Annotated in this window: 10 protein-coding genes; 3 read left to right on the top strand and 7 right to left on the bottom strand. The window is 69.4% G+C overall.

What is annotated here, in order from left to right:
- Positions 1-4: 4 nt before the first annotated feature.
- The 6 genes from ACFWQC_RS15985 to ACFWQC_RS15960 all read right to left on the bottom strand — a co-directional run bounded on the left by ACFWQC_RS15985 (position 5) and on the right by ACFWQC_RS15960 (position 9,105).
- Entirely contained in the window at positions 5-1,948 is a 1,944-nt protein-coding gene (locus tag ACFWQC_RS15985; RefSeq protein ID WP_378679680.1) for a peptidoglycan DD-metalloendopeptidase family protein, read from the bottom strand.
- A 182-nt stretch (positions 1,949-2,130) separates the two neighbouring features.
- Complete coding sequence (locus ACFWQC_RS15980; protein ID WP_378679677.1) at positions 2,131-2,598, bottom strand: hypothetical protein; 468 nt, start codon at positions 2,596-2,598, stop codon at positions 2,131-2,133.
- A gap of 62 nt (positions 2,599-2,660) precedes the next feature.
- Positions 2,661-4,739: a hypothetical protein gene (locus tag ACFWQC_RS15975; RefSeq protein ID WP_378679674.1), complete on the bottom strand. Its 2,079-nt coding sequence runs from the start codon at positions 4,737-4,739 to the stop codon at positions 2,661-2,663.
- 65 nt (positions 4,740-4,804) lie between these two features.
- The gene (locus ACFWQC_RS15970) at positions 4,805-7,546 is read right to left on the bottom strand and encodes an ATP-binding protein (protein ID WP_378679671.1); all 2,742 of its coding nucleotides are present in this window, start codon (positions 7,544-7,546) and stop codon (positions 4,805-4,807) included.
- Positions 7,543-8,799: a hypothetical protein gene (locus ACFWQC_RS15965; protein WP_378679668.1), complete on the bottom strand. Its 1,257-nt coding sequence runs from the start codon at positions 8,797-8,799 to the stop codon at positions 7,543-7,545. The genes ACFWQC_RS15970 and ACFWQC_RS15965 overlap by 4 nt, the downstream gene beginning before the upstream one ends.
- Positions 8,800-8,838: 39 nt before the next feature.
- Positions 8,839-9,105, bottom strand: a complete 267-nt coding sequence (locus ACFWQC_RS15960) for a hypothetical protein (protein ID WP_091043078.1) — start codon at positions 9,103-9,105, stop codon at positions 8,839-8,841.
- 468 nt (positions 9,106-9,573) lie between these two features.
- Here ACFWQC_RS15960 and ACFWQC_RS15955 point away from each other — a divergent pair, with 468 nt between their 5' ends.
- From ACFWQC_RS15955 to ACFWQC_RS15945, 3 genes are all read left to right on the top strand, one after another.
- A complete protein-coding gene (locus ACFWQC_RS15955; protein ID WP_160025706.1) occupies positions 9,574-9,747 on the top strand; it encodes a hypothetical protein in 174 nt (57 codons plus the stop codon).
- A 161-nt stretch (positions 9,748-9,908) separates the two neighbouring features.
- Positions 9,909-11,174, top strand: a complete 1,266-nt coding sequence (locus ACFWQC_RS15950; RefSeq protein ID WP_378679663.1) for an MFS transporter — start codon at positions 9,909-9,911, stop codon at positions 11,172-11,174.
- Positions 11,175-11,393: 219 nt separating this feature from the next.
- Positions 11,394-12,404, top strand: a complete 1,011-nt coding sequence (locus ACFWQC_RS15945) for a type IV toxin-antitoxin system AbiEi family antitoxin domain-containing protein (protein ID WP_378679660.1) — start codon at positions 11,394-11,396, stop codon at positions 12,402-12,404.
- 9 nt (positions 12,405-12,413) lie between these two features.
- Here the strand turns inward: ACFWQC_RS15945 and ACFWQC_RS15940 are convergent, their stop codons facing one another.
- Entirely contained in the window at positions 12,414-13,289 is an 876-nt protein-coding gene (locus ACFWQC_RS15940) for a 1,4-dihydroxy-2-naphthoate polyprenyltransferase (RefSeq protein ID WP_378679657.1), read from the bottom strand.
- Positions 13,290-13,357 lie beyond the last annotated feature (68 nt).

The raw sequence follows: 13,357 nt of genomic DNA, 5'->3' as shown, positions 1-13,357 counted from the left end.
CGCGCTACTGGCCGCGGATGTTGAAGTCCCCCACCAGGCCGTGGTGGTCGGAGTCCAGCTTGAACGTGGCGTGGCGGGTGGGGGTGGCGGTGGAACTCGAGCCGAGGAGCCAGTCGATGGTGCCGCCGCCGTCGTGGGTGGCCCAGCCCTGCGGGGGCGCGCCGAGGGTCTCGAAGGAGGAGGTCATCCCGGCCTTGGTCATCAACGGCTTCGGGCCCCACGGATCCCCGTCGCCGCCGTTGCGCGGGTAGGGCGAGTTGAGGTCGCCGGCGACGAGGACCGGGCCGTACTTCTGCAGCCCCTGGGCCAGTCCGGCGAGCTTCGCGAAGCCGCGCTGGGCCTCGTCCTTACGCGCCTGTGCACTCTTGGCGGGCGAGGTCATGGTGTGGGTGGAGATCACCGAGATCCGCCCGGAGCCGTCGCTGCTGGCGAGGACCACCCAGGTGGCGTACCTGTTGTCGTTCTTGACGCCGGTGACCGGCTTGGTGAGCTGGACGGTGCCCTTGTCGACCGCCACCCAGCGGTCGGTACGCCACATGACGACCGGGCTGAGGGCCTGGCTGCGGGTGCCGTAGTCGTCCGACGAGGCGCGGTAGGTGCCGTAGCCGCGCACCGAGAGGTCGGAGACCGACCGTGACTGGGCCTCGTTCAGGGAGACGAAGTCAGGTCCGTGCTTCATGACCTTGGCCAGGTCGGAGCGGTATCTCGAGCTGGACATGGAGACCTTGATGTTGGCCTGCGCCAGGCGCACCTGCGGGCCGGAGACGGCGGCCGGGGAGGCGCCGACCTGCCCCGCGCCGGGCAGCCCGCCGACCTGCTTGGTCGTCTCGAGGGTCTTGCCGATGTTCTTGTCCAGCCAGGCCGCCGGGTCCACCTGGTCCTGCAGGTAGCCGCCGCCGTGCGGGTGCACCTCGAAGTGGAGGTGGCAGCCGGTCGAGTTGCCCTCGCTGCCGACCTGCCCGATGACCTGCCCGGTCTTCACCGTCTGCCCCGCGGCCACCGAGAGCGACTGCATGTGGCCGTACCACGTGGTCAGGTTGCCGGGCGCCGTCTGTACCTTCACCAGCCAGCGTCCCGACCAGCCCCAGCTGCCACCCGACTCGAGCACGATGGTGCCGCCGTGCGCCGCCTGCACCGGCGTGCCGCACGGCGAGGAGTAGTCGTTGCCGGTGTGCATGTTGGCCCAGTTGGAGCCGGAGTTGCCGTAGTTGTCGTTGTCGACCGCGAGCCCGGCCTGGATGGGACGTACGACGCTGGTGCTGATCCCGGCCATGCCGATCGTGCAGGCCACGTCCGTCGCGGTGGCCGTCAGGTCGGCGGCCGAGACCCCGTCGGCGAGCGCTGCGACGAGAGCCCGGGCCTCGTCCTCGTGCTGGGCGTACGCCAGCGGGAACGCCGAGCGCTGCACCGCCTGCGCTGCCGCGGTGACCTGCATCTTGCGCCAGCCCGGGATGTCGAGGAGGCCGGTGTTGCCGGTGTGGGAGGCGACGCCGTAGAACGCCTGGGCGGACTTGACCGGGTTCGTGATGTCGGCGACCGAACCCCAGCCGGAGACCGGGCGCTGCTGGAAGAGACCCTGCGAGTCGCGGTCGCCGTAGTTGAGGTTGCGCAGGGTGCTCTCCTGCATCGCGGTCGCGAGCGCGATCACCCACCCGTAGGCGGGCACGCCGGACTGCTTGCCGACGGCCACGATCGTCCGGGCGTTCTGGATCTGCTCGGTGTTGAACCCGGCGATGCTGCCCTCGGGGACCTCACCGTCCGGGCCGAGGTTGCCGGCCTGGATCGCGTTGGTCCCACCGACACAGCCCGACTCGGCCTGGTCCTGGTTGCTCTGCTCGGTGCTCGCCAGACCGCCGATGAGGATCACCAGGGCACCCGTGACCACCAGGACGAGCGTGGCCGCCCCGGCCACGATCCCCCAGATCAGACGTGCCTTGGCGATGAGCATGTCAGACCGTGTCTCTCGATACGACGCCGAGCGAGCGGCGTTCCAGTGCGTGTCCGGCAAGGCGGAGGAGGGAGGCGGCCCGGTATTGGCCGTCGACCGACGACAACGCCGCCGGGCGCAGGTCTGAACGAAGTGGCCTGGGGCGCCGCGCAGCCGGCGCCTTCGTATCGAGAGACACGGTCTTAGCCTTCCGGAAGGATGTTGGAGACGTACCAGACGTTGTCGACCAGCGTCAGGTAGACGACGACCTTGGGACCATCCGTGGTCACCTCGACGCGTGCCTCCCCGTCGGTCTGCTCGAGCACCTTCGCCGGACCGACCACCTTGGTCGCCGGCACCGTCGCCGGGTCGGTGGTGCCCAGGGCCTGGGCCAGCGACTCGTCGGGGCGGGCGGCGTTGATCCCGGCCCACCACTCGTCGGTGGTCAGGTCGGGGCGGGCCCAGGCGGTGACGAACTTGACCGCCAAGGGTGTCGGGTCCGGGACGGGTGCCGGCGAGCCACTCGCCGAGGCGCTCTGCTGTGCGGACGCGGAACCCCGCTCGGGCTGCGCGGCCGGCTCGGCGTCTGGAGCGTCGCTCCACTGGGCGATGAGCCAGATGACGAAGACGATGCCGACAACCACCGAGAAGAACCGGAACGGCGACCTCATGGGCCACCTCAGCACCGGCGCGATGACCTCCCACAGCACACCACGCGTCGTTGTCGACCGCACTACCGGGCTCCTCCTTCAGACCAGCCCTCAGACCGGCCTGGACCGTTGTCGACGGGCACCGAGCGGTTCCCGTTCGGTGAGTAGATGACGAAGACCGCGTTGCCGTCGGCGTCGTAGTCCACGTTGGCCTCCGCCACCGGCGACTGTCGCGGCGGCTCCGGCTCGCGGTCGGCGTAGGCGCCTGCGGTGTAGTCGACCGGGCTCGGCGCCTCGGGGCGGTCGTTGTTGTAGACCTGCCCGGCGGCGAACCCTGGGCGGGCCTCGTCGCGGATGGACGGCTCGTCGCGCTCGACAGAGCGCGAGTCGAACCACTGTCCGGCCACCCGCTCACCTTCCTCACCACTCATCGAGGAGCCCAGGGCGTACGTCGGTGTGCTGCTCGCGCTCGCCCCGGCACCCAGCGCTCCGGCAGCCGTCACCGGAGCCTGGTTGGGCACCTGCTCGGCGACCATCGTCGGTCGGCTGCCGGTCAGCTCGTGTCCGGGCATGTAGACGCCGCCAGGGCTCGAGACCGATCCGGTGCCCGCCGGGCCACCGCCCGGGACGGGCGGCCGGTCGGCGGCCGCGTCGCGGACCCCGGCCTCGGCGCCCGTCCGGGTGCCGACGTACGAGGAGAGCATCGAGGTGAGCCGGCCCATGCCCGGCAGCGGGATGCCGTAGGCGGCGGGCCGGGTCAGGCGCCAGGCCAGCACGGTCAGCACCGTGATCAATGCCAGCTGCAGCACGAACCACATCGTCGAACCCAAGATCGCCGAGTCCAGCCGCAGCAGCAACAACGCGACCAGGAAGTAGATCGGGCCCATCACCAACGGACCCACCACCCGCTTCAACATCGCCACCGCGGCGTCCCGAGTGTGGTCCAGCATGAACAGCACCCCCGCCGCCGGCGCGAACGGCACGATCAACCGGATCAACGCGAACGACAACAGGATCGCCAACCCGGCCACCAGCAGGAAGCCACACACCACCACGACCACGACCAGGTTCACCAGCGCCGTGGTCGCCCGCTGGGACCAGTGCTCACCCTTGAAGTACTCATAGGCGACCGGATCGGACTTCTTGACCGCCTCGGCGTGCTCCTTGAACGCGTCCTGCTTGGCCTCCAGGACCTTCTTGCCATCGCCGTTGGGGTCCTTGCGGTAGGTGTCGTACTCCTGCCAGGAGAAGTGCGTGGACCGGAACACCCGCGGCCCGTACGTCTTAGCGGTGGCCGAGTCCGGATCACCGAACGCCCCGGCCAGCCAGGTGCGGTACTGCGTCGAACGCACCACCTCATCCATCTGACCGTCCACGGCCTTGACCGCATCGGTCTCACCGAACTTGTCGTCGTTGACGCCGGGCACCGTCCGGCCGTCGTTGAACCCGGTCGCGATCATCCCCGTCGCCGACCGAACCCCCTCATCGACCAGCTTGGTCGACTCCACCGGATACTGGATCAGCCACGAGGTCACCACCAACACACCCAGCGCCCAACCCGCCGCCGTGACCGCCCGCGCGAACCGGCCATCACGCGCCCGGATCATCACCGTCGCCGCCACCAGCAACAACACCACGCTCACCCACGGCGCCCACACCCCATCGGTGACCGCCTCCGAGGCCGCCACGATCGGGTCGTCCAGCGCCTTGAGGAAGGAGTTCTCCCCGATCACCGCGTTCAGCAACGCATGCGACCAGTTCGGCAGGATCCCCGAGATCTCCAACATGATGTTGCCGATCGAGGTCCCCGCCCCCGCGACGAACTGCCCCGTGCACCCGTTGTCATAGGTCCACCACTGCGGCGTGGTCCCATACGCCGACTCCAGCGAGACCTCGTCCTTGTTACGGAACGGATCCAGCTCGTCGTCGATCTCCTCCGGGTCGTTCAGCTGCGTACCCGCCTTCGACGCCGCACCCAACGCCGTCATCCGCACGATGAAACTGCCGTCCCCGTACGGAGAAGCCGGCATCGGCGCATCCAGGTTGTTGCACGCATCGCTCACGCCCGAGAGCCCACCCGTCGGATCGAACGGGATCGGGATGTCGATCCCCTTCGGCCCCGCTGCCGCCGCCGGTCCGGCGACGGACAGAAGAGCGACCACGAGTACGACGAGGGCAGCCGCCCTACGGCGCAGGGGTGTCCTGTGGTGAGGGGGGCGCGGCGGCATCAGCCGTTCCCATCCCCGGAAATCTCGCTCTTGGGAAGATCGGTCGGGTCGCCGCCGATGGCCCGGCTCACGCGGCGGGTGGGGTCGGCGGTGGTGTTGAGCGCCTCCTGCAGACCCGGGTGGTGGTTGAGGGTGACCTTGATGATCTCCATGCCGCCGTGACCGGTGTCGCCGCCGAGGCCGTCGCGGTAGATGAACTCGCGGTAGCCGAGCTGCTCGTCGCCGCGCCTGGTGCGCGGCGAGAGCCGCGCCAGGATCGACTCGTAGCCGAGCCCCTCGGGCTTGCCGAGCAGCTTGAGCGCGTCGCGCTGGGCGCTCTCGTCCTGCGTACGTCCCACGAACGCCGCCCCGACGAAGTTGTTGATGTCGGAGCCCAGGATCGCGGAGGCGTTCTGGGTCGAGACCAGCGCGGCACAGTTGTTCTTGCGGGAGTCGCTGGAGAGCTTGTGGACGAGGGCGCGACCGGTGCCGCCGGAGGCCTGGGTGATCTCGTGGGCCTCGTCGAGCGCGAACAGCTTTCGATCGTTGGGGTCGCTGCGGTAGATCAGGTGCAGCGCCGACCAGGCAGCGAGGGTCATGATCGGGCGCGCCATCTGCTCCTCGGCGCTCCACTCCTCGCGCGGTACGTGCTCGGGCGGGGTGGTGAGCCCCTTGAGGTTGTAGAAGGTGAACGGCGTGCCCTTCAGCTCCTCGTCGGACTGGAGGAAGTCGTTGCCGAAGAAGAGGCGGCCGAGCTCGCGCTCGCGGGCAGCGGCGAGCTCGCGGCCGATCTCGTGGTCGCCGCCGTCGCCCTCGAAGAGCATCTTCACGATCGTCGAGGTGTCGGCGCCGCGGTCGGCCTGCGCCTCCATCACGCGGGCGCGGATGCGCTTGAGCACCTCCTCGTTGTTGGCCAGTCCGACCGGGAGGCAGGCACGGAGCACCGAGACGGTCAGGTCGCGGCGCTGCTGTACGGCGGCCGACCGCTCCCGGTGGAGCCGCTCGGCGAACTCGTGGTCCGACATCGCCTCGGCCCGGATCAGCTCCGGGTTGGGGTCGGGGACGACGGCGTACGGCGACAGGCTTCCCGGGCGGCCGCCCAGGACGTCCACGCTGCGGGCGCGGGCGGGCACCTGCCGGCCGTTGCTGTGTCCTCCCGCCGGGAAGGGGCCGCCACCGATCTCGGGCAGCGTCATCAGCCGCTGCAGTCGTCCGGCCGGGTCCATGGCGACGCCGTGGATGCCGGACAGGATCGACATGTAGATGACGACGCCCATCAGGGTCGACTTTCCGGAACCGGGCGTGCCGACGAGCGGGATCAGGCCGGCCTGCTCCATGACCTCGGTGAGGTACCACGGGTCCATCAGCACGGCCCGGGACGCCATCGCGGAGGTCTCGCCGAGGTAGAAGCCGCGCTTGTCGCCGACCTCGGCGGTGACCGCCGGCAGTCCGGCGGCGACCTTGAGCACCGGGAACTTCCGGGCATGCGCAGTCGACGCGAGCGGCTCGCCCGGGACGAACTCGCGAGCCAGGTGATACTGCCCCAGCTGGCGGGTGATCTTGATCTGCGGCCGGTAGAGGTCGACGACCTTCTGCGCCTTGTCGAGCGCCTCCGCCTCGCTGCGGCCGGTGACCGCGATCCGGTACCAGCCTCTGGTGCGCGTGGACAGACCCGTGAACTCCGAGCGCATCTCGTCCTCGACGTCGGCTGCTCGGCCGGCCTGGCGGGAGAGCTGCTTGGGAGGCCGCTTGCCGTGGTCCTCGGACCAGTGGCTCACCTGGCCGTCGATGCGGCGGGTCAGGGACGCCATCTCGCGGGAGACGTCCTCCGGCGAGCGGGGCTCGACCCGGAACGACCACTCCACCGGGAAGCCGAGCGCGTCGGTCTTCGCCATCCACGGCGCGTGGGTCTCCGGGACCTCGATGTCGCCGATCCGGGAGACCGTCAGCACGCACACGTGGCTGGTCTCCTGGCGGCCGCCGATGCTGCTGGTGACCTGCACGGTCGGGGCCAGCGGCTCGGCCGACCAGGCGACCGACTCGAACCACTCGGCCATGTCGTCGGTGTCGAGGAAGTTCTGCTGTGCCTCGCCCGGCTCAGGCACCGGGATCTTGGCGCCCAAGGAGAGTGAACGGGCGATCATCCACTCCATGTCGTGACCGACAGCCGGACGCGCGGAGAAGCCCGGACGCGACATCACCCGGTTGACCGTGTCGAGGCGCTCGCTGATCGCGGCCATCTCACGCTCGGCGGCGCCGGCGGAGAACTTCGCCAGCGTCCTCACCGTCGCGTCGCGGCGGCCGAGGTCGACGCCGTAGTAGACGAGCTTGTCGGCCTGGCTGTGGGCGGCCATGTGGGCCTGGTTGCGCGCCATCATCTCCTCGAACCCGGGCTGCGGGTCGGGAGCGTTGGCGAACGCGGCGTGCGCCCAGTGACGTACGGGATAGGGGCGGGTGGTGACCCGGCCGTGGACCGTGTTGCCGACCAGGTCGGCCAGCTGGCTCGCCTGGTCGGTGATCAGGGCCTCGAGATCGGAGTGGGCGCGGAACGACCAGGTCTGGGGCTCGGCGAGGTACCAGGCGATGATGCGGTCGCTGGTGAAGGTCAGGTGACCGCGCACCTCCTCCAGCGCCCACTGGTCGCCTCTGGGCTCACGGACGCCCTTCGAGTCGTCGCCGCCCCGGCCGAAGACGCTCTTGCGTCCCGGCTTGGGCTTCTCGAAGCCAGGCCCGTAGGCCCGCTCCGTTCGCGGCCGCCTCATGCGGTTCCTCCGTCGTTGGGTGCGTCGTCGCCGTCGAGGCGCTTGCGGTAGTCGTCCACACTCTGCGGGCGCCCGTCAGGCACCGCCCGCTCGTCCTGATTGTCCCTGGGACGCGTACGTCCCGAGGGCGCATCCTCGAAGTCGTCCCATCCCTCGGCGTCGTCCCATTCGTCGACGTCGTCGTCGAACTTTGGCTCCGGTGCGATCACCACTGCCGGCCTCACCGCATGCGAGAGCGGCAGCCGGGCGGCCTTGGGCGCGGGCTCCGGCGCAGGCTTCGGTTCGGCCTTCGGTTCGGTCTTCGGTTCGGTCTTCGGTTCGGTCTTCGGGGCAGGCTGCTGGGCCGCTGGGGCCGTCGTAGGCGGTGGCGGAGGAGGTGGTGGGGGTGGCGCAGTGGGCGGTGCCGGCTGGGCTGTGGGCTGGGCTGTGGGCTGGGCTGTGGGCTGGGCTGTGGGCTGCGCTGGGGGCGGAGGCGGCGGTGCAGCGGACGCGGCGGTCTCGGCAGCCGGAGCAGAGGGCGCAGACGCAGTGGGCTGCTCCGGCTCCTGCCGGGCCTGCCACGGCGCACCGCCCTTCCACGGAACGTCGCGGGGCTCACGCGGCGAGGAGGAGGGCCGGCTGGACCAGCCACCCTTCGCCGGACGTACGCCGGTGGCGTGCTGCTGTCGAGCCGGCCGCACCTCGGGCTGGACCGAGAGGTGGGCCGGGAGCGGCTCCTCGACGACCTTCGCCTCGATCACGGGTCGCACGGGGGCGGCCTTGCCGCGTACCGGCTGGCTCGGGGCGCTCGGCGTCGAGGTGACGACCGTCGCCTGCAGCACCCTCGGCGAGGGGGTGGCACCCGGCTGCTGCGCGAACCGCCGGCCGGGCCGTCGCATGGCCTTCGCCCAGCCCCCGCGGGGGCTCGTGGCGTGTCGGAAGGCGACAGCCGCGCCGCCTGCGTACTGGGCGCTGGTCTCCACGCGCGGCGCGGTCAGCTCGTGCCAGAAGGTCATCAGCCAGGCACCGGCCGAGCTCTCCGAGCTGATGTAGTCGGAGGCCTTCATCGAAAGGTAGGAGGCGCCGATGAGCCACAGCCCCATGCTGAGCAGCGTCACCGGCATGCCGAGCTTGCGCAGCAGCACAAGCGTCAATGGTGCGATCACCAGAAAGAGGAAGATGGTGCGATAACGCATCTCCCCGATGTAGCGACGAGGGGGGCCGAGATAGGTCTGGTCGACCTCGTACAGCTCGTCGTCGTCAGGCAGCCTCATCCCCGAGATCCCTCCCTGGGTTAGCTAACGGGACCGGGTTCACCCCTTGAAGAGACCAGCCATCCACTGACCCAGGTCCGTGGCGTTGTTGCCCACGGCCAGGCCGAGGACGCCGAGACCGATGATCAGGCCACCGACGATCGTGACGGCCTTCGAGATGTTGCCGCTGCGGGCAGCCCACAGGACCGTGACGCCCAAGATCAGGACGACCAGCGTGATGATGTTGTCGGTGATCCATTCGGCCAGGCCGCCGGTGCCATACTCGGCGGCTTGCGTCGTACTTTGAATCAACTGGTGCGGTGCCATTGTTCTGCTCCCTTTCCCGAGGTGAGGTGTGGTTGCCGGATCCGTCCGGAAGTATTCGGTTGTCCCGCCCGGCGCAGCCCCATGCGGCACCGGTGGGTGGAGGCGCCTTGCCCCTCCCGCGGGCTGACGCAAACTCCCGGGCACCGGCATTCTGGACAAACGCCACCGCCATGTGAGACGAGCGTAGTCGCCAGACCGCCTTAGCGCACCTCGTTCCACCTGACGACACGGGCACAACGCGCGCGTACCAGCGCTCGGCGGACCGCGTCACCGGGACGTCATGCCACACACCGGACCGCTGGATGCGACACTGTCCCGCTCAGCGGTCTCCTTCGCCGTATCCTTGCGAGTGGAGGCCAACTTCGGGGAATCTATATCCCGGAGCAACCTCGCGAGTTTCGCGCGCTTGCGTCCGGATTCGCGAATTCACTCCACATTCAATCGGATTTCTCGGGAGGACGAGCTCACATGGACAAGAAGAAGATCTTCATCGTCATCGGCGCCCTGTTCGTCGGGTTCTGGCTGTTCACCGATCCGCAAGGGCTGACCAGCACGATCTCCGCAATCGCCGGCGGCATCTGGGGCGTCACCACCGACGTCTTCGGCGGCGTGATCGGCACGATCGAGGGCTCCACCCGCTGACCTCGGCCGCAACCTACGCCGACGCACGGGCGTCGGCGCGATGGACTCCTTTTTTCTCGCTGCCCGGTTTGGGGACCGATCAGCACAGATAACTGTTTGACGTCGGACACAGCGATGACAAGACTGCGCTTGTCTCGATGTCAAGATAGTTTGGAGTCGTCTTGTCCCCTCGCTTCATCCGGTTGAGGGACAAGGTCCTCTCAGACGACCCGCTCATCCGGGCGATGTCGTACCAGTCGGTGTTGTCGGCCTTCGCCGAAGGCACCTTTCTCACCGGCTCGGCGGTCTTCTTCACTCAGATCGTCGGCCTCTCCGCCGCACAGGTCGGCCTCGGTCTCACGATCGCGGGCGCTGCAACCTTCTTGTTCGCCGTCCCCCTGGGCCGACTCGCGGACCGTCTCGGCACCCGATTCAGCTGGATCGCCGGTGCCGTCCTCCAGGCGCTGCTGTTCGGTGCCTGGGTCCTGGTCGGCAACTTCGCCGCGTACGTCGCCGTCGAGGTACTCCTCGCGCTCGCCTCCTCCTGGCAGCGGTCGGGTCGCGACGCCTACCGGATCTCGGTCTTCCCAGCGGCGACCCGGGTGCGCGGGTTCGCGTACATGCGCGCCGCCCGCAACGTGGGCTACACGCTCGGCGCCCTGGCCAGCGGTCTCGCCCTGGCCGCGGACTCCAACACCCTGATCAAGGCCGTCCCACTGATGACTGCGGTGGTGCTGCTGGTCAACGCCTACTGGATCTCGCGCCTCCCCCGCCTCGCCACCGCTGCCTCGCCCGGCGACCTGAAGAAGGACGTACGCGACCGCCTCGGTGCCCTGCGCAACCGCGCGTTCCTCGCGACCACCTTCTTCGACGGCGTGCTCGGCACCCATCAGGTCCTGCTCAACGTCGTCATCCCGCTCTGGCTGGTCCAGGAGACCGACGCCCCGCGGGTGCTGCTGGCGTGGCTGTTCGGCACCAACACCGTCATGGCCGTCGGGCTGCAGGTCATCGCCGCCCGTGGCGTCACCGACGTGACGACCTCCCTCAAGGCCCAGCGCCGCGGCGCACTCTGCTTCCTGGCCTCCTGCGCGATCATCGCGGTCACCCACGACACCGTCGGCCTGATCACGATCGCCCTCGTCTGGATCGGCCACGTGACCGTCACCGGCGCCGAGCTCTTCCAGTCCGCCGGCGAGTGGGGCCTGGTCGCCGACCTCTCCGATCCGGAGCACCGTGGCGACTACCAGGGTGCCGCTCAGGTCGGCTACACCCTAGGCACCGTCTGGGCCCCCGCGGCGTACACCTTCCTCGCCATGGAGCTCGGCCACCTCGGCTGGGCCATCATCGCGGGCATCATCGTCATCGCCGCGATCGGCGTCCACCCCTCCGCCCGCGCCGCCGAGCGCTACCTCGCCCGGCGGGCCCAGCCCGTCCCCGCGCCGGCGTAGCCGCTCTGGAGGGGGCTGGACCGGTTCGGTGTAACACGTCGTTCGTAGGACTACTCGCCCTATTAGAACGACCGGATAGTCCTACGAACGACGTGTTACACGTGCCCGGCGCGCCACCACGGGCCACTCCCTCTCCACAGGCTCACCTCGTGTCAGGGTTATCCACAGCGCGCCGCTGAGCGCCGGCGAGTGTCGGAGGCGGGCCACAGGCTGGGTGCCATGAACCGACGTACCCAAGCGATCATGGCGGCCAACCACGGCCTCATCACTCGCAGCCAGGCAATCTCATCGGGCCTCGATCTCGACACGATCTATCGCCTCCTCGAGAGCGGCACGTGGACGGCTGTTCGCCGCGGCGTCTACGCCGAACGCACCTACGTCGAGAGCATCACCTTGCCCACAGACAGGCGGCGCCTTCGCGATCGAGCAGCCTGCGCGGCCATCACGGTTCCGTTCGTACGAAGCCATGAGACGGCGGCCCTCGAGCTCGAGATGGGCATCCTCCTACCCGTGAAGGCCCAGACCCACGTCACGCGGAAGCCTGTGGTCGGCAGCCACAACAAGTGGGGCGTGAAGCACCATCTCGCGCCCTACTCCGAGGATCAGGTCGTGCAGGTGAACGGGTTCGACGTGCTCGGTCCTGCCCGGACGGCGATCGACATCGCTCGCGAGCACGGTCGGCCGTACGGGGTCGTCGCCGTCGACTCCGCCCGGCGGATGGGCGTATCCGTCGACGAGCTCTGGGAGGTCCTCGAACACATGAGACATTGGCCCAACCGCCGTCTCGCGCGCGAGGCCATCGAGCTCTCATACGCGGGAGCTGAGTCGGTTGGGGAGTCGCTCACCCGGGACGTACTCGAAGAACTGGGGCTGACGGGCATCGAGACCCAGTTCGAGATCACGGACGGCGTACGTACTGCTCGATTCGATCTCCGGGTCGGCCGTCACATCTTCGAGTTCGACGGCCGGAGCAAGTATGTCCCCACCGCCGATGGCGGCCTGGCGCTCCGGTCGGTCGACGACATCCTCGCCGAGGAGAAGACCCGACAGGACTGGGCCCACGGCTTCCATCTCGGCATGTCACGGGTCGAATGGGCCGAGCTCTTCGGCCGGCAGCACGACTACCTCAAGGACCGCCTGAAGCGGGAGTACCTAACCACCTGCCGAGCCTTCGGCACCGACATCTCGGACCTGGAACGGTTCCGCGTATGTCGCTCGAGGGCTGCTTGATCGCGCGGCTCAGACGAACATCAGAGGTACGCCGACCAGCAGCCCCCACACCAGCGTGGCCAAACCGGTCTGCTGGAGGACGGGGATCAGGCGCGGGCCGAGGTTGGCGCGGTCGAGGATGGTGCGGACGCCCTGAGCGGCGACGGCGATGAACCCGAGGCCGAGCAGCGCCCACCAGGACGTCGCCAGGGCGACGAGCACGACGGAGACGGCGGCGACGGCCACGAGGGCGACGTAGAGCCAGCGGGTGCGCGCGTCGCCGAGGCGTACGGCGAGGGTGATCTTCCCCGACTCGGTGTCTCCGGGGATGTCGCGGAGGTTGTTGGCGACGAGGAGCGCGGAGGTGATCGCACCGATCCCGACACCGGCCCATAGCGCGCCCCACTCCCAGGACTGGGTCTGGACGTACGTCGTGCCGATGACCGCAACGAGCCCGAAGAAGACGAAGACCATGACCTCGCCGAGGCCGGCGTAGCCGTAGGGGCGCGAGCCGCCGGTGTAGTACCAGGCGGCGATCATGCAGACCAGGCCCACGAGGATCAGCCACCATGCCGAGGTCAGCGCGAGCACCAGGCCCGCGACCGCGGCGATCCCGAAGGCGATGAACGCGGCGCGCTTGACCGCGGACGGCGTCGCGAGGCCGGAGCCGGTCAGCCGCAGCGGACCCACGCGCTCGTCGTCGGTCCCCCGGATCCCGTCGGAGTAGTCGTTGGCGTAGTTGACCGCCACCTGCAGCGCCAGCGCCACCACGAGGGCGAGCAGCGCCTTCCACCAGACCAACCCACCGGCGTACGCAGCCACCCCTGTGCCGGCGATGACCGGCGCGAGCGCCGCGGGGAGGGTGCGGGGACGGGCTCCCTGGAGCCACTGAGCGGAATTTGCCACCCCGCTATTCAACACCGGTGGCCCGAGGCGGGTGCGGCTGGGCTGTAACACGTCGTTCGTAGCACTAT

This window comes from Nocardioides sp. NPDC058538 (genome assembly GCF_042719275.1).
Classification (GTDB): Bacteria; Actinomycetota; Actinomycetes; order Propionibacteriales; family Nocardioidaceae; genus Nocardioides.
Note: the sequence above shows the minus strand (reverse complement) of the source record. Positions and strands in the feature narration are given on the sequence as shown.

Coding starts and splice junctions, on each gene's coding strand:
- ACFWQC_RS15985 (WP_378679680.1), bottom strand. CDS start 1,948: ATGCTCATCGCCAAGGCACGTCTGATCTGGGGGATCGTGGCCGGGGCG.
- ACFWQC_RS15980 (WP_378679677.1), bottom strand. CDS start 2,598: ATGAGGTCGCCGTTCCGGTTCTTCTCGGTGGTTGTCGGCATCGTCTTC.
- ACFWQC_RS15970 (WP_378679671.1), bottom strand. CDS start 7,546: ATGAGGCGGCCGCGAACGGAGCGGGCCTACGGGCCTGGCTTCGAGAAG.
- ACFWQC_RS15965 (WP_378679668.1), bottom strand. CDS start 8,799: ATGAGGCTGCCTGACGACGACGAGCTGTACGAGGTCGACCAGACCTAT.
- ACFWQC_RS15960 (WP_091043078.1), bottom strand. CDS start 9,105: ATGGCACCGCACCAGTTGATTCAAAGTACGACGCAAGCCGCCGAGTAT.
- ACFWQC_RS15955 (WP_160025706.1), top strand. CDS start 9,574: ATGGACAAGAAGAAGATCTTCATCGTCATCGGCGCCCTGTTCGTCGGG.
- ACFWQC_RS15945 (WP_378679660.1), top strand. CDS start 11,394: ATGAACCGACGTACCCAAGCGATCATGGCGGCCAACCACGGCCTCATC.